The 20,759-nt window shown below is 46.3% G+C and carries 15 protein-coding genes; 9 read left to right on the top strand and 6 right to left on the bottom strand.

Going from position 1 to position 20,759, the window contains the following annotated elements:
- Positions 1–137 precede the first annotated feature (137 nt).
- From purL to K4039_RS00185, 3 genes are all read left to right on the top strand, one after another.
- The gene (gene purL, locus K4039_RS00195; protein WP_265233098.1) at positions 138–2,690 is read left to right on the top strand and encodes a phosphoribosylformylglycinamidine synthase subunit PurL; all 2,553 of its coding nucleotides are present in this window, start codon (positions 138–140) and stop codon (positions 2,688–2,690) included.
- A 558-nt stretch (positions 2,691–3,248) separates the two neighbouring features.
- A complete protein-coding gene (purF, locus tag K4039_RS00190) occupies positions 3,249–4,715 on the top strand; it encodes an amidophosphoribosyltransferase (protein WP_265233097.1) in 1,467 nt (488 codons plus the stop codon).
- Positions 4,716–5,268: 553 nt separating this feature from the next.
- Positions 5,269–6,354 carry a fatty acid desaturase gene (locus K4039_RS00185; RefSeq protein ID WP_265233096.1) on the top strand — a complete coding sequence of 362 codons (1,086 nt, stop codon included), beginning with the start codon at positions 5,269–5,271 and terminating at the stop codon, positions 6,352–6,354.
- A 93-nt stretch (positions 6,355–6,447) separates the two neighbouring features.
- On the opposite strand, the gene K4039_RS00180 is transcribed toward K4039_RS00185, so the two are convergent.
- Both K4039_RS00180 and K4039_RS00175 read right to left on the bottom strand, forming a co-directional pair.
- Positions 6,448–7,035, bottom strand: a complete 588-nt coding sequence (locus tag K4039_RS00180) for a hypothetical protein (RefSeq protein WP_265233095.1) — start codon at positions 7,033–7,035, stop codon at positions 6,448–6,450.
- Between the two features lie 400 nt (positions 7,036–7,435).
- Positions 7,436–7,825 (bottom strand): DUF1830 domain-containing protein, encoded by a 390-nt coding sequence (locus K4039_RS00175; RefSeq protein WP_265233094.1) that lies wholly within the window; start codon positions 7,823–7,825, stop codon positions 7,436–7,438.
- Positions 7,826–8,485: 660 nt separating this feature from the next.
- On the opposite strand from K4039_RS00175, the gene K4039_RS00170 reads away from it, so the two are divergent.
- Positions 8,486–10,066, top strand: a complete 1,581-nt coding sequence (locus K4039_RS00170) for a photosystem II high light acclimation radical SAM protein (protein ID WP_265233093.1) — start codon at positions 8,486–8,488, stop codon at positions 10,064–10,066.
- A gap of 312 nt (positions 10,067–10,378) precedes the next feature.
- Positions 10,379–10,828 (top strand): hypothetical protein, encoded by a 450-nt coding sequence (locus tag K4039_RS00165; RefSeq protein WP_265233092.1) that lies wholly within the window; start codon positions 10,379–10,381, stop codon positions 10,826–10,828.
- A 484-nt stretch (positions 10,829–11,312) separates the two neighbouring features.
- Here K4039_RS00165 and K4039_RS00160 read toward each other — a convergent pair whose 3' ends face one another.
- The 3 genes from K4039_RS00160 to ntcA all read right to left on the bottom strand — a co-directional run bounded on the left by K4039_RS00160 (position 11,313) and on the right by ntcA (position 14,165).
- Positions 11,313–11,708 carry a pre-16S rRNA-processing nuclease YqgF gene (locus tag K4039_RS00160; RefSeq protein ID WP_106333111.1) on the bottom strand — a complete coding sequence of 132 codons (396 nt, stop codon included), beginning with the start codon at positions 11,706–11,708 and terminating at the stop codon, positions 11,313–11,315.
- Between the two features lie 25 nt (positions 11,709–11,733).
- Entirely contained in the window at positions 11,734–13,422 is a 1,689-nt protein-coding gene (locus tag K4039_RS00155; RefSeq protein ID WP_265233091.1) for a DUF3084 domain-containing protein, read from the bottom strand.
- Between the two features lie 77 nt (positions 13,423–13,499).
- On the bottom strand, positions 13,500–14,165 hold the full coding sequence (ntcA, locus tag K4039_RS00150) for a global nitrogen regulator NtcA (RefSeq protein WP_265233090.1): 666 nt from the start codon (positions 14,163–14,165) through the stop codon (positions 13,500–13,502).
- Positions 14,166–14,505: 340 nt separating this feature from the next.
- Between ntcA and fabI the strand changes: the two genes are divergently transcribed.
- Both fabI and hisB read left to right on the top strand, forming a co-directional pair.
- Positions 14,506–15,282: an enoyl-ACP reductase FabI gene (gene fabI, locus K4039_RS00145; protein ID WP_265233089.1), complete on the top strand. Its 777-nt coding sequence runs from the start codon at positions 14,506–14,508 to the stop codon at positions 15,280–15,282.
- 206 nt (positions 15,283–15,488) lie between these two features.
- Entirely contained in the window at positions 15,489–16,136 is a 648-nt protein-coding gene (gene hisB, locus K4039_RS00140) for an imidazoleglycerol-phosphate dehydratase HisB (protein ID WP_375339773.1), read from the top strand.
- A 150-nt stretch (positions 16,137–16,286) separates the two neighbouring features.
- On the opposite strand, the gene K4039_RS00135 is transcribed toward hisB, so the two are convergent.
- Positions 16,287–19,496: a glycoside hydrolase family 15 protein gene (locus K4039_RS00135; RefSeq protein WP_265233087.1), complete on the bottom strand. Its 3,210-nt coding sequence runs from the start codon at positions 19,494–19,496 to the stop codon at positions 16,287–16,289.
- A gap of 110 nt (positions 19,497–19,606) precedes the next feature.
- On the opposite strand from K4039_RS00135, the gene K4039_RS00130 reads away from it, so the two are divergent.
- Together K4039_RS00130 and K4039_RS00125 are read left to right on the top strand one after the other, a co-directional pair.
- Positions 19,607–19,744 (top strand): hypothetical protein, encoded by a 138-nt coding sequence (locus K4039_RS00130; protein ID WP_265233086.1) that lies wholly within the window; start codon positions 19,607–19,609, stop codon positions 19,742–19,744.
- 205 nt (positions 19,745–19,949) lie between these two features.
- Complete coding sequence (locus K4039_RS00125; RefSeq protein WP_265233085.1) at positions 19,950–20,681, top strand: WecB/TagA/CpsF family glycosyltransferase; 732 nt, start codon at positions 19,950–19,952, stop codon at positions 20,679–20,681.
- Positions 20,682–20,759 lie beyond the last annotated feature (78 nt).

Raw genomic sequence — 20,759 nt, 5'->3', positions numbered from 1 at the left:
CCGGGTTTTTTGCGAGAATACTTCGTTATAACCCGCAGATAAAATAAAAACCCCGGTTTCTTTTGCCTTAATACCTAAGTCCTGATTTAAAGAATCCCTAATTGGGATGTAAAATCTACAAAACGATCGCAATTATTATGTCAAACCTCCCATTTTCTCCCGAACAAATTGCCGCCGAAAGACTCAAACCCGAAGAATACGAAGAAATCGTTCAGCGTCTCGGCCGCCATCCCAACAAAGCTGAATTGGGAATGTTCGGCGTGATGTGGAGCGAACACTGCTGCTACAAAAATTCGCGGCCGCTATTAAAACAGTTTCCCACAGAGGGCGATCGCATTCTGGTCGGGCCCGGAGAAAATGCCGGAGTCATAGACTTGGGAGACGGCTTACAACTCGCCTTCAAAATTGAATCCCACAATCACCCCTCAGCAGTCGAACCCTTCCAAGGCGCAGCAACAGGAGTCGGCGGCATTCTCCGCGATATCTTCACAATGGGTGCTCGCCCGATCGCACTTTTAAACTCTCTACGTTTCGGCAACTTAGATGATAGCAAAACCCAGAGATTATTCAAAGGCGTAGTATCGGGAATCAGTCACTACGGAAACTGCATCGGCGTACCCACAGTTGGCGGCGAAGTTTACTTCGATGCTGCTTATTCCGAAAACCCCTTAGTTAACGTCATGGCTTTGGGTTTAATGGAAACCCAAGAAATCGTTAAATCCGGGGCATCGGGAATCGGAAATCCCGTACTTTATGTCGGTTCAACTACTGGCAGAGATGGCATGGGAGGAGCGAGTTTTGCTAGTGCAGAATTGACCGACAAATCAATGGATGACCGCCCAGCAGTCCAAGTAGGAGATCCGTTTTTAGAGAAATCCTTAATTGAAGCTTGTTTAGAAGCATTCAAAACTGGTGCAGTCGTCGCCGCCCAAGATATGGGCGCGGCCGGAATTACCTGCTCGACATCAGAAATGGCAGCTAAAGGTGGTGTCGGTATTGAATTCGATTTAGATAAAGTTCCGGTTCGAGAAAGCGGTATGGTTCCCTACGAATACTTGCTTTCGGAATCTCAAGAACGGATGCTGTTTGTGGCAGAGAAAGGACGGGAACAGGAATTAATCGATATTTTCCATCGTTGGGGATTGCACGCCGTAGTCGCGGGCACAGTCATCGCAGAGCCGATCGTCCGAATTCTCTTTAAAGGCGAAATCGCGGCCGAAATTACCGCGACTGCTTTGGCAGATAACACGCCAATTTATCACCGACAATTGTTGACAGAACCGCCAGAATATGCTATAAAAGCATGGGAATGGACGGCGGATAAGTTGCCGGAATGCACCGCAGCCGGCATCGAAGTTCAGGGTAATTTCCAAACTTGGAATCAGGTTTTGCTGACACTTTTGGATACTCCCACCATCGCTTCTAAACGCTGGGTTTATCGCCAATATGACCATCAAGTGCAAAACAATACTGTTGTTTTACCGGGAGGCGCGGATGCTGCGGTGATCAGATTGCGTCCGCTAGAACCTTGCCAATCTTCCCTTGCTAACGGGCTAGAAGTACACCCCCTTGCTAAGGGGGATCTACAGAGGGAAAATGCTGTTTCTCTAGCTTCCGAAAGCAAACAGGAAGAAGAGGTAATTCCTCTATTTACAAAGGCACAAGGTAGGGAAACTCCAAAAGTTTATCCCCCCCTTAGCAAGAAGGAAGAGCCCCTGGGGATGATTCCTGGAGTGGCTGCAACTGTTGATTGCAATTCTCGTTATGTTTATCTCGATCCTTATGAAGGTGCAAAAGCAGTCGTAGCGGAAGCAGCGAGAAATTTAAGTTGTGTGGGTGCTGAACCTTTAGCTGTTACTGATAATCTCAATTTTGGTAGTCCCGAAAAACCTGTAGGATATTGGCAGTTAGCCTCAGCTTGTCGCGGGATTGCTGATGCTTGTCGGGAGTTGGGAACGCCTGTGACTGGCGGCAATGTTTCTCTTTACAATGAAACGGTTGATGCTGAGGGAAATCCTCAACCAATTTATCCGACTCCGGTAATCGGAATGGTGGGGTTAATTCCAGATTTGAAGAAGATTTGCGGCCAAGCTTGGCTAAAGAAAGGTGATTTAATTTATGTGCTGGGAATGGGGGAATCATCCCAAAACTCAGAACTTTCATCTGAAAGCCCAAAAATCGAAACTTCTCCTACTTTGGGAGGTTCGGAATATTTAGCGGCAATTCACGGGATTGTCGCTGGGAAACCGCCAAGGATAGATTTTGAGTTAGAAAGAAAAGTGCAATCGGTTTGTCGCGATGGAATTCGCAGCGGTTGGGTAGGTTCTGCCCATGATTGTGCGGAAGGTGGAATTGCGATCGCCCTCGCGGAATGCTGTATTTCTGCTAAAATGGGTGCAGAAATCAATCTCAGTTTCAATTCGGCAAATGTCGGCCGCTGGGATGAAATTTTATTTGGTGAAATGGGCAACTGCATTATAGTTTCAGTGGCGCCGAAAAATCAAGGAATTTGGGAGTCTTACCTGGAAGAACATTTGACCAAAATGTGGCAGAAAATTGGTTTAGTTTGCTGTGCTGAATCACCTTTGCGGGTTGTGAGTGCTGACAATCAAGTGTTAATTGAGGTTAGCATGAATGATATGCGCGATCGGTTCTATAATGCGATCGAGCGTCGGATTGCATCTGTCTAATCGCAGTCCATACACACGGCGTTTGAAATCGCCTCTACACAGAAAAACCCGGCGGTTAAAACCGCTTCTACACAGACGAAACCCACTCCAAGCGGGTTGAATTTCTTGAGTCCGCGAAGGCGGACTTTGTTTGTGTAGAAGCAATTTCAAGAGACTGTTGGCGAATTTAAAAAGGGTTTTACCCCTTACCCCTAAAAATAGTGGTTCGGGACTAAATATTTAATTAACCATATAGCTATTAAGTAGCCAGAGCGAACCCCACTGCTCCATTCCAGATGTGAGCGGTAACACCCTTGGCGACTTCGCCAACAGTATTTTTCAATCGCCGAATCCCTCGCCCGCCGTTAATCAAGGTTAATATATGATTTGAGGGCGATCGATACTACAATGCCATTAAACGCCGCATCACTTCTGTCAGAAATGCTACACGAGTTGGAAATAATGACAGATCCGTGGCAAGATTAAGGGAATGTTAAGTTATGCGACGCTTTCGCAAACAAGATTTCCCGCTGAAACTGTCCCCCTAACCCACCTTCCCCATTAGGAACCCACCCATCTATGATTCCCAACCATTCCTTCGAGGCTGACGAGCATTCTAGCAAACCCGACAAGCCCGAGGAAGCTTGCGGCGTTTTCGGTATCTACGCACCGGGTGAAGATGTCGCCAAGTTGACCTACTTCGGCTTGTATGCTTTGCAGCACCGAGGTCAGGAATCCGCCGGAATTGCTACTTTTGATGGTGAAACAGTCCACCTGCACAAGGATATGGGACTGGTTTCGCAGGTCTTCAACGAATCGAGTTTAGGTCACTTACCCGGTAACTTAGCCGTAGGACACACTCGCTACTCTACTACCGGCTCGTCGCGGGTGATCAACGCTCAACCTGTGGTCGTCGAAACTCGTCTGGGAAGTCTCGCATTAGCACATAACGGGAATCTTGTCAATACTAAAGAATTGCGGGAAGAGTTGCTGTCTCGCAACTGCGAGTTTGTCAGCACGACGGATTCAGAGGCGATCGCAGTGGCGATCGGTTCGGAGGTAGACAAGGGCAAAGATTGGCTGGAAGCTGCGATCAGTGCCTTTGGTATGTGCCAAGGAGCCTTTAGTTTGACGATCGCCACCCCGAAAGGCGTGATGGGAGTCCGCGATCCGTATGGCGTCCGCCCGCTGGTAATTGGCAGGCTCCCCACAACTCCGGTACGCTACGTTTTAGCATCGGAAACTTGCGGCTTGGATATTATCGGTGCTGAATTTTTGCGGGATGTAGAACCGGGGGAATTGGTTTGGATTACAGAGGAAGGTATGGCTTCTTTCCACTGGAGCCAGCAGCAAAAACGCAAACTTTGCGTCTTTGAAATGATCTATTTTGCTCGACCCGATAGCATTATGCGAGGTGAAAATTTGTACACCTATCGGTTGCGACTAGGGCGTTTGTTGGCAACAGAATCTCCGACTGAGGCTGATATAGTCATTGGTGTTCCCGATTCTGGCATCCCAGCGGCGATCGGCTTTTCTCAAGCTTCCGGCATTCCATACGCCGAAGGATTGATTAAAAATCGCTACGTCGGACGCACTTTTATTCAACCGACTCAGACGATGCGCGAGTCAGGAATTCGCATGAAACTCAACCCTCTCAGAGATGTGTTGGAAGGAAAGCGGGTAATTATTATCGACGATTCGATCGTGCGCGGCACTACCAGCCGTAAAATTGTCAAAGCCTTGCGGGATGCCGGCGCAACCGAAGTTCACATGAGGATTTCCTCACCGCCGGTGACTCATCCTTGTTTCTACGGGATCGATACCGACAATCAAGATCAGTTGATTGCTGCTACCAAGTCTGTCGCCGAAATCGGCGATCAAATTGGGGTGGATTCCTTGGCTTTCTTGAGCAGGGAAGGAATGCTGAGTGCTACTAATGAAGACACGAAAAGTTTTTGTTCGGCGTGTTTTACCGGCGATTATCCGATCGAGATTCCGGCTATGGTAAAACGGGCGAAGCTCATATTAGAAAAGGCTAGCACCTAGAAAATCCCAAAGTGAAAAGCGATCGCAGTTACTTTCTGCGATTTATGAATTTTCTAATTTTTCTGGTAACTCGTTGCCAGAATGTGTGTAGAAATGTTACATTAAACTTAGCTTTAGCAATTATTGTAGAATTAGTGAATTGTAGCGAGCTGTGGGTTGGGTAGAACTTGTGTGAAACCAAACACTCCGATGCTGTGAGGTTTCGTTCCACAGACCAAGCCTACACTCTCGTTCACAAATCCTACTCTAAGCGTTATATGCCACCTGCGAACTGGAGGTAATTCCTCCAGAAGTGTGATCTCAAGTATTGAAGTCGCATTTCGCACTAACAACGGACACATGAGATTTTTTTAGATAACAGGGTCGATCGCGCTAATTTTCCCACACAAGTATTCCCCAAGCCAACTTGCTTGAGAATCGAGGACGGGCTATTCATGCGAACTAAAGAACTTTAGAAACCCTTGCAGAGTAAAAAATATGGCTCCTTGCGGGCTGAAAGTGACTGTTAAAAGGCGGAATGTGGTTTCTCAAGTCAGCTTAAATCGGAAACTTCGTGCAATCAAATACTGTTCTCAATCAGCCGAGCAATCTAGGCTCATCATCTCGTACAAAAGAGTTACCTTTTACTCTTCAAGATGTCAAAGCAGCCATTCCAGCCCATTGTTTTGAACCCTCGGTTTCGAGATCTCTAGCTTATTTCTTTTTGGATCTGGGGATTATCGCAGGTTTATATGCGATCGCCTACACCTTAGATTCCTGGTTCTTTTACCCAATCTTTTGGTTCATGCAGGGAACCATGTTTTGGGCATTGTTTGTAGTCGGCCACGACTGCGGGCACGGTTCCTTCTCCAAGAGCAAATGGCTCAACAACCTGATCGGACACCTCTCCCACGCTCCAATTCTCGTACCCTTCCACGGTTGGCGGATCAGCCACAGAACCCACCACGCGAATACAGGCAGCTTGGATAACGATGAAAGCTGGTATCCAGTGTCGGAGAGCAAATACAATCAAATGCCTTGGTACGAAAAGCTGGGACGCTTTTATTTGATGTTATTTGCCTATCCAATTTATCTGTTTCGGCGATCGCCCGATAAGGAAGGTTCTCACTTCATGCCCGGTAGCTCGATTTTCCGTCCTTCCGAAAAGTGGGACGTGTTGACAAGTTCCGCATCCTTAGTTTTGATGGTAGCCTTTTTAGGCGCGCTAACCTATCAATTTGGTTGGCTGTTTTTACTCAAGTTCTACTTAGTTCCCTATGTAGTATTCGTGATTTGGCTGGATTTGGTAACATTCCTGCACCACACAGAAGCGGATATTCCTTGGTATCGCGGTAAAGATTGGTATTTCTTGAAAGGTGCGCTATCTACGATCGATCGCGATTATGGAATCATCAATTCCATCCATCACGACATCGGGACTCACGTAGCCCACCACATTTTCTCGACGATGCCGCACTATCACTTGAAGGAAGCAACGGAAGCAATTAAACCACTGTTGGGCGATTATTATCGCAAGTCAACCGATCCAATTTGGAAGAGCTTTATTCGCTCTTACTGGGATTGTCATTTTGTCTCCGATACAGGTTCTGGAGTTTACTACGAATCGCCTAACTCTCGGAAATCTGCTGAAGTTAAGTAACTTCAATAAACAATAGAATAGCCAAAAACCCGGCTTCTTAAAGAAACCGGGTTTTTCATTATTTTTCATTTTCGTGCGCGCTAAAATTCAATTTTACAAATTACCTTTAAGCCCGATCGCAGTTACAATCGTCCACGCATCCACCAACAGCAGCAGCAGCGTACATCCCAGCAAAATCAGATACATCCAAGGCTGCGACAAAGGGCGAACATCCCTAGTATCAATACCCGTTTTCGCTTCCACCAAACGCACTAATTTAGCAAATCCAGCCACCCGCATCGGCAACAAATAACCTTCACCCGCATGACTCAGAAAATAGTAAACTAAACCTCCTTGACCGGTCGATCGAGGTTTGAGAGCTTTTACCTCAGTCCAAGGAAGCGACCAACCCTTGCGAAACACGCGCGGAAACCACTTCGGATAGGTAACTTCAATCCCCTCCTCGCTGAGAATTACCCTTTCGCTGAGCACGCCGTAGAGGCCCGCTGCGCCGACAACAATCGCCACCCAGAGTGCAGCGGGCGGAACCGGTGCTTTCGTGACTTCCGACAAAAACGGTAACGGAATACTCAGGGCGACGTACAGGCTCAACAGCGTGATTCTAATCAGGGGAGAAAGCCGGAATACTGCCGGCTCAAATACTGGGGCGGAAGATGGGGAAAGTGCGGGCTCTGCTGACATGGCTGAAATTAGAAAAGCTGTTTAATGATATTTTTGCACAGTTGTCCGGCCTGCGAACAAAACTCAGGCAAATATCAAAAACAGGACAATATTTGCGATTTTGAGTTTCGATTTAAAATTCAATTCAGAAACTTTGATTCTTAAGTATTGACTTTTTACCAGAAAGAATTGGTTTAAAGCCGGAACCCTTGTCGGGAAAAATTAAAATCAGACTATTCATTACTCCAATCCTCGGACTTCCAGGTAGAGGTCGCCCTCATCCCTTCGACTTCGCTGACTGACAAGCTGTCAACAGTCAACTGTCAACCGTCAACTGAATGAACGCTTTGCAGAAGTTGGAATTTTGAGCGCAGAGTTATCAATTCACTGACAATTTATAACTCAAAACTCACAACTCCAATTAATCGACGGCTGTTAGCGCGGGTACTGTCAAAGGTTCTGAGATTTCTCGCGATTTGGGGCGGGCAGCAATTACTGTGCGATCGCCCGCCGCTTCATCTCGGGAGCTGCTAGAATTGATGGCAGAATAGGGGTTTTCGTTAATCTGCAAGCGATCGCAAGGAATTTTATCCGACAAAATTGCACTGGCCATCATCCCGGTGTGAATTTCCAATGCTGCGGCCCGCATCGCTTCAAACACTAAACGCTGTCCGGGAAATACCACTCGTTCAAAATACCAGTTAGGAATGTTGCAGATGCGAGCAATCTGAATCTGACTGGTGGCGTTGACGTAGCAGCAAAGAATCTTGCTGTCGGCGTTTGAGGGTACTGGGTCAAGAATTTGAGCCATAATTGCTAAGGGAGCCTTGCCTAAAAGTTTTAGTTATCTTCTCAGGCTAACATCTTGCGATCCCGGCCTACTGTAAAGCCGACTACCAACCCATACTATTTGAGATTTGAGTTTTGAGCTTTTGGATATTAGATCCCACATTTCGCACTTCAAAATGTAATATGTAATTATTACACCTGTTTGGTAGTTTTGCAAACACAAAAACATATAAAACTAAGTATTTATACGCAAATATAACAAATAAAACGTCAAATAACTCAGAATTTCCGTATTACTTGGTATACTACAAATTGACGTGCGGAATGTGGGTTAGATCACTTGCTGGATCAGGATTTGGAGCTTGCCTCTAGTTGTATTATTTGTTTAAAATAGGATCAAAAATATACCGCCTGACCGATCGCACCTCAAATTCAATCTAGCCAGATAAATATCCGATTTTAGACTCCCATCTGCGATTTTCGGTCAAAATATGCTGTATTTGCTCAAAGATTACCTTGGTTCTGCTAATTTAGCCGATCGCCACCAACAAACTCAACCTTAAGCTGCTGAGCAAAATTCCAGAATATTTAATCTGAAATTGCGAAAATTAGAGAGATTGTAAAGTTATATTAAAAGAATATAAACATAGTTGAAAAAGTTCCAGTTTAGGATATAGCAATCATGGAAAGCCGAGAAAACCGAGTCCTGTACGTTCGCCTCCCTTGCAATCCAATTTTCCCGATCGGAGTAGTGTACCTTTCCGATAGCGTACACAAGATGTTTCCCGATGTCCAACAGCGCATTTTTGACCTAGGCGCAGTACCGCCCCTCGACTACGCTAAAGGTTTGGATGCGATCGTCGATGAGTTTCAGCCGACGCTGTTAGTTTTCTCTTGGCGGGACATTCAAATTTACGCCCCCGTCGGAGGTAGAGGCGGGAATCCGCTGCAAAATGCCTTCGAGTTTTACTACGCCAAAAATCCGCTAACTAAGTTGCGGGGAGCACTCGGAGGATTGCGTTTGGCCACGTCCTACTACACCGAACTCTCGCGCAATCTGGGACTTGTTAAGCGCGGATTGAAGCGGGCCCGGAAATACCGCCCGGAAGCCCGCGCAGTGGTCGGTGGCGGTGCTGTGAGCGTGTTTTACGAGCAGTTGGGGCGCAGTTTGCCGGCGGGGACTGTGGTTTCAGTGGGCGAAGGCGAAGCTTTGCTGGAGAAGTTGATTAAAGGCGAAGATTTGGCACAGGAAAGATGTTATGTAGTAGGAGAAACTGTACCGCGCGATCGGCTAATTCACGAAAAGCCAGCCAACATCGAGAAAACCGCCTGCGATTACAACTACATCGAAACCATTTGGCCGGAATTTTCCTATTATTTACAGGATATGGACTTCTACCTCGGAGTCCAAACTAAGCGCGGCTGTCCCCACAATTGCTGTTACTGCATTTATACGGTGATTGAAGGAAAACAAGTGCGGATCAATCCGGCGGATGAGGTGGTGGCGGAGATGCAGCAATTGTACGATCGAGGTATCCGCAATTTCTGGTTTACCGACGCCCAATTTATCCCGGCGCGCAAATTCATCGATGATGCGATCGAATTATTGCAAAAAATCATCGCCTCCGGGATGACAGACATCCATTGGGCTGCTTACATCCGTGCGGACAATCTCACACCCGAATTGTGCGATTTGATGGTAAAAACGGGCATGAACTACTTTGAAATCGGCATCACCAGCGGTTCCCAGGAACTGGTTAGGAAAATGCGAATGGGCTACAATTTGCGAGTAGTTTTGGAAAATTGCCGCGATTTAAAAGCAGCCGGTTACAACGATTTAGTTTCTGTGAATTACTCATTTAACGTAATTGACGAAACATTTGAAACCATCCGGCAAACTATTGCCTATCACCGAGAATTAGAGCGGATTTTCGGAGTCGATAAAGTAGAACCAGCGATTTTCTTTATCGGTTTGCAGCCCCACACTATTTTAGAAGAATACGCCTTCAAAAAGGACATTCTAAAACCTGGTTACGATCCAATGAGTTTGATGCCTTGGACAGCGCGCAAATTGCTGTGGAATCCTGAGCCTTTGGGTTCATTTTTCGGGCAAATTTGTTTAGAAGCTTGGCAGCGAAATTCCAATGATTTCGGCCGCGAAGTGATGGCAATTTTGGAGGAAAAACTAGGCTGTGCCGATTTGGAAGCAGCTTTGACTGCACCCGTAGAAATCAAAGATAAACAGTTAGCAACAGTCAATTAACCACCAGGTTCGTAGTAAGGACTTTAGTCCTTCTTAATTAAAAGGGAAATGAGACAAAAACTGTACGATCTCTTTCCCTTTCGATGGTTCAAAAATTTAAATTTGAAAAAGTCTTGCACACAACCATCAATCTTAGCTCGAATAGATAGAGTCAAAAAAACTCTGCAAATTATCTGCCTCCATCTGTGTTAATCTGCCTAAAATCTGCGGTTGAGTCATCGATCAAAAAATGACGCAATAACTATTAAAAATCGCAGATGGAGCAAGTATCGCTTAAGATGTAATTATATAGTTAAAATTAGGAGTTACGAGATGTTTGCTAAAGACCGAGTTCAAGTAATTAAAAGATTATGTCTAGTTATGGCTGGCATTAGCGCGATTCCCTTCGGGATAGCTTCGCTTCACGGCATTTTGACTCCTCCAGCAGAAGCAACAGCACTAAATCAACCCGCATCTTCGAGTTTTCCGCCTTCAGCGCCGCTACAAATTGCTCAAGTTGACGGATGTCCCAAAGCCGAAATGGTGGAATTCTTCGCAACTGCAAACTTTTCCGTATACATTTGCAAAACCCAGGAAGGCGCTATTTTTTACCGGGGCTTCAGCAAAAGAAATGGCAGCCAAATTAATGTGATGCAAGTAACTACAGGTGACGACGGAACTTATGAAGCGACTAACGGCAATATTATCTACTCGATTAACCCCGATCGCCTGCAAGTCCGCCAGAATGGTAAGGTAATCTTGACCGAAGCTGTCATTAAGTAGGAATAACTGTTATGCGATCGGAAATCCAGATGAAATTAGGGTGCATTTTATTTTAATTAAAAATATAAAATCAGCAGAATCATATCTAGTCTCTATCTATGACTCAATACGGTTCACTTAAGACAGATCCCCCTAACCCCCCTTAAAAAGGGGGGGACAAGAACGCCCTCAAAGTCCCCCTTTTTAAGGGGGATTTAGGGGGATCTCCGGGGCCTAAATATATTAAGTGAACCGTATTGATTTATGACTGAGAATAATTGCCGCCTGTCCAAGCTTGTGATATATTAATTTTAGGGAATTTTTATTAAGGAGTTTCCCAAATTATATTATTTGCATCAATTACCCGCAATCTCTAACGGTTTGTAGTCGGGAATGCGAGTCCTCGGATGGATGCTACGAACCAATCTGATTATGGTCGTTTTCTGGGGATAGGGCTGTAAAAAAACATCTTTTTTGCGAAAATGAGATGCTCCCTAATATCTTACTAACTTTTGTTTAAATATCTTTCAATTAGGACGATCGCCACTATATCATCTACAGGTCGCGGCGGAGTCCGCATTCCCTGCGGAATCAAGCGAGAAAGTCCCGTCGGAGGGTACATTTCCCAGTAACGATCCTTCGCTTCTAAGCTGCTGAATCTCTCGTCAACCCGAATAATTTGAATCTCCGGCGACAAACTCTGCGTCAGTTTTTGTTTCCAACTCTTAGAAGTCGTTTGATCTCCGAGTACCAATAACTCGATCGCAAACTGTTCGCACAGAGATTGAATCGTAGATATAGCTGATTCTGACTGTACAACTTGATGGTAGCAAACTTTCTTATCTCTACCCATCACGGCGATGCCGCACTTGTCTTTACCCGGATCGAAACCTAAAATCATAATCAATTCCCAATTACCAACTATTTTACTTAACTTTCAAATCTGTTTGGCCTTGATTTTGTTGTCCGGTGCGAAAAACAACGACTCCGTTTGACAGAGCAACTAAATCTATTTTCAGCGGGCCGGCGATGTAGGTGACATCTGTGGCGATCGCCCGAACCTCCAGCGATTTCTCGTACTGCTGCAATCGATCGATAAAACCAGCCAAAGTTTCAATCCGATTGTCCGCAACTTGGACTGTACCGCCGACAACACCGATCAGGCGAGCGCGAAATTGACAAGCTTCGATCAATTGCAGCAACTGCACCCGCACCTGTTCGTTTGTCAAAGTCACCGGATCGACAGCAACCCCTGCAATCACATCTCCCGCCCGGAACACAACTCGATTGATTTCTGCTTCTGCAAATACCTTAATTAGCTTTTCTTCCCGCAGGTAATTAGCGCCGGCCACAATCCGCACTACGTAATTTTGACCATCTTTAATCTGACTGATTAATTGATCGATTTCTGCCTTAGTAATTTGAATAACCTGATCTCTAACCTTAGTATTTGCCGGCCGCATCAGTCCGACGGTGGTTTTATTTGCTTCTTGCAAGAGTCGATCGATCGCGCGACTTGCCGTACCGGACTCGGTAATACGAACCACGCCAGCAGCCAAAATTTGACCGCGCCTGATCGCAACTGTACCCTCGCGGATTGCCTGAAAGTCGCGTTCCAAAACTTGCACTTGCTGCTGCAAGACAGTTTGCTGCTGTTCGAGTTGGGCTTGTTGCTGTGCGAGGGTTTCTAAGAGTGCTTCCCTCTCGGCAATTACTTTGTCCCTCTCGACAATTGTGCGATCGCGATCGGCGAGATTTTGCACCCGCTGGGCAATTTCCTTGTCCCGCTGGGCAATTAGTTCGTTGCGATTGACAATTTCTGTGTCGCGCTTGGCAATTGCTGCATTTCGCTTGGCAATTTCTCGATCGCGCTGGGCAATTTGAACTTTCACCTGCTCTCGCTGCTCGATTAACAGTTGGCGTTCCCCTTGCAGTTGGGCGATTTCCGATCCCAAATTCGTTTTTTGATCGGAAACTGTTTTCAATTGGTTCTCAGTGCGATCGAGCTGAGCTCTGGTAGTCGATCGAGCAGTTTCAACAAGTTTCAGTTGTTCTTCGGTGCGAGACTTAGCAGCTTCCACGCTAGCAAGCTGTTCTTCCGTGTCCGATTTAGCAGCTTCTACCTGAATTAACTGCTCTTGGGTTTTAGACTTGGCTGCTTGCACGCTGTTGAGCTGGGCCCGCAGCGAGTTTAATTTTTTTTCTGTCCGGGCTTGCTCAGCATTAGCAGTTTGGAGCGATTGATTAATTTGCTCTAAATTGGCTTTAACTTGCGCTTGAGCGGCTCTGGCTCCATCTAATTCAGTTTCAACTCGATTTTTTTCTTGAGTGGTGTCTTTGAGTTCTCTGCGGGCTTGGTTGAGCCTTTTTTGAATCTCGTCTATTTGAAAAACCCCGGTTCGCAGAGGCTTGCTGGTAGCAAACAAAATGGCCAGAGTAATGGCCGACAGGATGCTGCCGGCCATCACTGTCACCACAACAGCAGTGTCGCGGGGGCGAAGTTTGAACAAACTCAACCTTGCTTTGCCGACTTTCGTCCCAAGGCGATCGCTGACAGTAGCGATCACACCCCCCAACACTAAAATTACAAATACCAGGATGTATCCAGCAGTCATTCCGATTTTTTCTTATAGATTTTGGATTTTGGATTGAATCTAGAATCCAAAATCCAAAATCCCATAGTTTCTCGGCATCAAGTGAATTGCTGGCTTAAGGCTACCGGATTGTGGACTGTGATCTTTTTCTTGTGGATCGAGATCATAGTTTCTTGTCTGAGATCCCCCAGTAAACGAGTCACAGTTACCCGCGTCGAGCCGATCGCCTCAGCGATCGCCTGGTGGGACAGCTTCAAATCAATCGTAATCCCTTCCGTACCAGGCACGCCAAAATCCCGGCACAGAATCAGCAAAAAGCTGACGAGTCTCGAACCCATATCTCGGTGTGCGAGGGTTTCGATCATCATCTCCGTTTGCAAAATCCGAGAAGAAAGTCCCCGCAGCAAAACCATAGGCAATTCTGCGTCTTCCTTGAGAGCCTTCTCGACTTGTTCGATCGGCAGCGAGATCAACTCCACCGGCGTAAAGGCTACCGCGTGGTAAAATCTGTCCGATCGGTGTCCCGTAATCAGAGACAGCACCCCAAATACGCTGTTTTCCCGTAAAAGGGCGACTGTAATTTCTTCGCCTGCTTCGTACACCCTGGAGAGCTTCACAGCACCTTTAATGAGAACGTAGACGCGCTCAGCCGGGTCTCCAGGGAAAAAAATTGTCTTGCCCCGTTCAAAGTTTTCCACAATGGGTGGAAACGCCCCGCCGCTGATTTGGCGGAACACGGCTGCTAGCGGTCTATCATGTGTCACGACGAGATCCTTTGTACTAACCAATAGTTTGTAACTTCTCGATTAAGCTTATTGAGTAAATATACTGCCCTACCTCCAATGTCCAGGGATTCTGTTACTTCCCTCTAATGTTAAGGTAAGCACACGCTGTATGATTAAATCTAGCCCTTCTCTTAAGTTTTTCAATTCCCCCTCCATGTAGCTCCACAGCAAAATTAATCTCAATTGTGTCTCAATTGTGTCTCAATTGTGTCTCAATTGTGTCTGAATCAGTTAAATCTGAATCAGTTGTGTCTAAACTGGCGGGGTTGTCGCATACAGCCAACGAGAACGGTGCAAATTTCTTCTAGATAAACTACAGATGATAGATTTGACCGGAAAAAATGCTCTTGTTACGGGCATTGCCAACAATCGCTCGATCGCCTGGGGCATCGCTCAGCAGCTCCACAAAGCTGGGGCTAATCTCGGCATAACTTTTTTGAAGGACGAAAAAGGCAAGCACGAGCGCAAAGTCGCTGAACTCGTGGAACCGCTCAATCCCAGTCTGTATTTGCCCTGCAATGTCCAAGACGAGAGCGAAATTGAGTCTACTTTTCAAACCATCGCCGACAAATGGGGCAAGTTAGATATCCTGGTTCACTGTCTGGCTTTTGCCGGCAAGGACGAACTTTCGGGAGATTTCACCAACACCTCGCGCCAAGGTTTCTCCAATGCTTTGGATATTAGCGCTTACTCGCTGGTGCGGCTTTGTGCTGCGGCTAAACCGCTGATGGCCGAGGGCGGCAGTATTATCACGCTGACTTATTTGGGCGGCGTGCGGGTAATTCCTAATTACAATGTGATGGGCATTGCTAAGGCCGCTTTGGAAATGAATGTTCGCTATCTGGCGGCGGAACTCGGCCCCTTAAATATTCGGGTAAATGCGATTTCTTCGGGCCCGATTCGGACTTTGGCTTCGTCAGCAGTTGGCGGCATTCTGGACATGATCCACCACGTTGAGGAAGTGGCCCCGCTGCGGCGGACTGTGACTCAGCAGGAAGTGGGAAATGCTGCGGCTTTTCTGTGCAGCAATCTCTCTAGCGGGATTACGGGTCAAGTTTTGTATGTCGATGCCGGTTACGAAATCATGGGAATGTAACAGCTTGTAAACAGTTGACAGTTGACAGTTGACAGTTGTCAGTTGTCAGTTGTCAGTTGACAGTTGTCAGCGAAGTTTTGAGATAGTTAACAGTTGACAGCAAGATTTGCCAACAGTCAACTGTCAATAACTGTCTGTTGTTTGCTACAAAAGTGTTAATCCCCAATTACTAATTATCAATAACTATGAATGACAAATTGGGAATTATGGAAATAATCGATCGCCCTTCTCTACCTCTTCCTCCTCCTGCAAGTTCAGTTCAACCAGCCAGGGCCGCCTTGGTGAAGCGCACAACACTGGAAACAGATGTGACTGTCAGCCTGAATCTCGACGGTGTGGGAACTTGCAAGGCTTCAACGGGAATTCCGTTTTTAGACCATATGTTGCAGCAGATTGCTTCTCACGGATTGATTGATTTGGACGTACAGGCGATCGGCGATTTGGCGATTGACGACCACCACACCAACGAGGATGTGGGCATTACGTTAGGCCAAGCGCTAGCAAAAGCTGTCGGAGATCGATCGGGCATTTCTCGCTTCGGACACTTCATCGCCCCACTGGATGAAGCATTAATTGAAGTAGTGCTAGATTTTTCAGGACGGCCTCACTTAAGTTACAACTTGGAAATTCCCAACCAGCGAATCGGCACTTACGATAGCGAATTAGTGAGAGAGTTCTTTTCGGCGGTAGTGAACCACACTCAGATGACACTGCACGTTAGACAGTTGCAGGGCGGAAATTCTCATCACATTGTCGAAGCGGCGTTTAAGGCTTTTGCGCGGGCTTTGCGGATGGCGGTAGAAGTCGATCCTCGGCGCGCCAGTCGGATTCCCAGTTCTAAAGGGGTATTGTAGTTTGGGGTTTGTAGTAGCGATCGATCAGCATTGAAACTGCATCCAAAAAAACAATCAAACAATCAATGGGGTGGGCTTCTAGCCCGCCCAAAAAGTTAAATATCAATGCAGAACCTGTACGTGTAGGGTGCGCACTGCGCACCTTACTATCTATCCAAACCTCGTCAAAAATCGGAAAGCATCGAGCACGTGACTCGCACAAACGTAGGGCGAAGTATTGTAAAAACCTTGCCAAGCCGCCGCCTTATCTTCATCGTACATATCCGCTCTTTCCGAGTGTCTTCCCAGCCAATTCAGCCGCACCGCGTGACCGACTAATACATCTAAAACAATGTATTCTTCTACTTTCAATTCGGGATTTAGCTGGGCGATCGCCGCCAACTCCATCAGCGCCTCAATATTGACTTGTCGGTATTCCGGCGCTACAATTTTGTTCAGCAAATGCTCGATTTGGAGCGCAAAATTCTTTTCTCCCGGTGTCATTTCCGCTAAAATAATATCGCTATCTAAGCGGTTGCGACGCTCTAATTTATCGCCAATAATCAAGCCTTTGCAGTGTCGCAACAATCCCCAAACACTCGGATAAAAATCCTTCGGTACGCGGTTGACTGCACCTTCCATTTGCCGCTTGCGCCGCCATCCACCCGCAGGCATTTTGGGTTCCTCAAACACTGACACGACTACCCATTCAATATCTTTTTCCGGCTGTTTGACGCGCAGGGATTCTTGCTGTTTGAGGATTTGATTCATTTCCTCGTATTCTGCCAATACTTGGCGCAGGCGATTTTTAATTTCAAAGGGACTTAGCTGCATTAAATATTCGTAAGCTTCATTTTGCGTAACTCCCAATTCGCGAGCTAATTCGCTAGTTAGCAGCAAAATAAAGTAACTCACTCTCAGAGTCAGCAACCCTTTAAATAACTGCGGTTCTGCTTTAATTAACAAGCCTAGGTAAATGAGAATTTCTTGGGTGAGAACTCGCTCGCGAACGTCTTCTCCACAGAATTCGCGAATTTTGTCCATGATTTCCGTGTAAGAACCAGGCCGCGAAATCAGCGAGTCTTCGCTGTAGGCTTTCCCCACAGCAATCTGTTTTTGCCGCACCAAAATGTCTGTTACCGCATCCGACAAGCTGATATCAACTTTGTCCAGCAATCCAGCAGCGTGGCGGACAACTGCCCATTGAATTTTTGATTGCGAACTTTCTCCAGCTTTCGTATAAACTTCGTTGAGCAAATCCACAACTTCAACAGTTGCTTCCCTACCGCCAAATCCTGTATCAAAATTTAATCCTTTGAGGCGAATCAGCGTGTGCAGCAACTCAATTTGTTCGTACAAATTCTCTGAATCTCGCAGGCTGGCGAGCAATAATTCAGGATTAGTTTCGCACTCTAATTTAAATTCTTGGGTGTGACCCAAAGGCCAAGTTTTTTCGGGATTGTAACTCAGATATGTTGGGATTTCTACTGCACCTGTCACTGGAGATTCTGTGAATTCAAAATGTTGCATGAAATCAATGCTCTCGGTACCAGCCGTCAGCATTAACTGGTTGAGATTCCCCAGTTTGACAGGCGTATTTTCCGAGTTTCCGTCGCGGAGTTGCTTCATCAATTTCAGCAGCGCTTCGCGGCCGGTTTCGAGCATTGCGTGAGTCAGCATCAGCGTTACCGTGGGTCGTCCCAACTGATACCAGTGGCGGTGAATGTGAGCTATTTCGCTTTGGATTTTAGATACTAGAAAATGGTAGTCTAGAGTTAGGTAAAATTCTTCTCTGTCCAAAAATGAGGGAAGAAATACGATCGCCTCTCCGCGAATTTTAAACACCTGGGAAGTCGTCAAACTCCGCAAACGGCGCACGGGGCGGCCAGTTAAGCCTAGTGGATCGTTGCGTCCAATCTCCGCGTAAATAGCGGATAATTCCTTAGTCTGGCGGACTTGAATTGGTGCTACTTGCTTGGGGGTTTGGGCTGCAATGCCGTTAGCAGCTAATTCTGCTTGCAAATCTTCATCTTCAGCTAACAGGGCAATTTGCACTAAAGGTTCTCTGTGCCGGCCCACTGACAAATGGCGCCCTAGCGGGTCGATATCACCAACTGCGATTAACCCTTCGTTGAGTAATTGACCAAGAAAATACAAACTTTGCGCCCAAACCAGGGGAACATTTTCATTGGGTAAGCGCTGCTGGCTGCGGGGATTTAACTTTTCTGCTTCTATATTTGCGGCGGGGACGTAGTACAATTCTGGTAGTAGTGGCGAACCAGCGCGATCGACTGCCAGAGATGCCAAACGCTGCTGGTACTCTTCAACTTGGGCTTGATTTCCCTCAAATATGCCGTCCAAGAGTAGATAAGTGAAAAATAGCGGCCATTCGCATTCTATATGATCGAACTGCTTTAATTCTGTCGGTTCATAGTGCAGGCGATCGGCATCTTCCAAAACTGTTTGGTGTCCGTCCCGCAGAAACCGTTTGCAGCCGTACTTTCCCTGCAATTTGTCGATTATTTTATTGCGAGTCCGTTCTACTAATTCTTTATCTTCCACAGCAAAAGCGGGAAAACTAATTACACTTAATAAAGCGGCATCTACTTCTTTGGAACTAGATTCGCGAGGCAAAAGTGATTCTAAAGTGATGCGACTTCTGGCAATTTCATCTGGTAAAACGTGAATTACAGAGGCTTGAGAACCGTTAACTCCGAACAAATCTAATCCATTCATTGCTTCCAGCGCTGCTTTTGCCATGCCAACGGAACTGGCATTCAATTCGGCATTGCCACGATTAATTTTATGGCCTCTTTCCCAAATTCCATAATCGGGTGTGCGATAGGCTCTACCAATATAATAAACTAAATTTTGGACGAAATTGACTTCATCTATTGTAAAAATTATGTGCAGCCCAGAAGCCGTCATTTGAGCAAGAATTAACAAGAATATAGATGTAGCATCTAACTGCAAGTGTCCCCACTGGTCATCGCCGACAACAATACTGCCAGTTTGAGTATTGTATTTAGCGTGCAAGGCATCTAGCGGCAACTGAGTATTTTTAAAGCTTTCTACTTTGCTTGATTGCTGCATCATCGCAAACAGCAAACCGCGCATCAGTTTGACTGTGCTGTGTTCGAGTTCAAATGTTCTACCGCGATCGCCATCAATTTTGCGGTAGGCTAAACCCAAGCCCCAAACTGCCAGAATGCTATACACGTTATCGCGCACCCAGGCATCGGTGTAGTCGCCGTGTGCAGTAACAGCCGTACTCGCCGGCAGCAAACCGGTAATTGGGTTCTGGCGCTTGAGGATGACGTTTTTGATTTGCTGGTAGTAATAATCTAACCTGGTTTGCCGCTGGGTTGTTGCGATCGCCATTTCGTGTTCCTTTTTTTCCTGATGCGAGCCGAATTGCGGTGAATAGACTTTTAAATATATCAGAAATTATATCACTTCTCAAGTTTTTCAAACATAACAAGGTGATTGCCATGTCTAGCCGCAACAACAATAACAACAACGTTCCTTTTGTAAAAATTGTCTACTCTACAGTGAAAATTAATGGTAAAATTGAGCTAGTACCGATGGAATGGTACGCTGACGGCTCTGTCAAGAAAATTGAACGCTAACGGGCGATCACAATTTCGACCAAAACTCTAAGTCAGTGACGTACTGCGTCTCGTACAAAACCCGGTTTATCGGCCACGGAATGATGACTTAACAGACTTTTGGTGGCAAAAATCGGGTTTTTGGCGTTCCAGACTTGTGTAGGGGCGATCGCCAAACTAAACTAATTTAACTAACTAAGTATACAGAAATCCCAAAGAAAGAAATATGGATCGATCGCGCCCGCAATTTTCCGTACTGGGACTACCAGTTCACATATTAGACGATTATGCAGGTTGGCTGATAGAGCGGCTGCATCAAGGGTTAGGCAGTCACGTCGTAACGCTGAATGCTGAAATGGCAATGCAAGCCGAGCAAAACCAGGCTTTAGGCGATGTAATTCGCTCTGCGGAGCTCGTGATACCCGACGGTTCTGGAGTAGTGCTGTACTTGCGAATGCGCGGCAAACCGGCCCAGCGCTATCCAGGGATTGAACTAGCAGAATCGCTGCTGCAACTAGCTGGAAAATTGCCGGATTCGGAACCAATATTTTTCTTTGGAGGTGCCCCCGGAGTGACGGCGGCGGCTGCTGAGACTTGGCAGCAAAAAGTTAATGGATTGTCGATTTCTTCCCAACACGGCTATCTTTCGGCAGATGAAGAACAAGAATTTTGTGAAAGTCTTAAAAAGATACAGCCCAAACTGATTTTTGTGGGCTTGGGAGTGCCACGCCAAGAATTTTGGATTGCCAAACATCGGCATCTTTGTCCTCAGTCGATTTGGGTGGGAGTTGGCGGCAGTTTCGATATTTGGGCGGGAACAAAAGACCGCGCGCCGGCTTGGTTTTGCGACAATCATTTAGAATGGTTGTACCGGCTTTATCAAGAACCTTGGCGCTGGCGTAGAATGTTGGCTTTGCCACAGTTTGCATTGAAAGCTTTGGGGGATTTTCGAGGTTGAAAATTGGGGTAGTGCCCTAAAGGTAAGGATGGTTGAAATTCCTTGGCAGTCTGGAGTTCATTGATTTACTACCGTGTA

Source organism: Lyngbya sp. CCAP 1446/10 (assembly GCF_026130175.1).
In the GTDB taxonomy this organism is placed as follows: domain Bacteria; phylum Cyanobacteriota; class Cyanobacteriia; order Cyanobacteriales; family Microcoleaceae; genus Microcoleus.
Note: the sequence above shows the minus strand (reverse complement) of the source record. Positions and strands in the feature narration are given on the sequence as shown.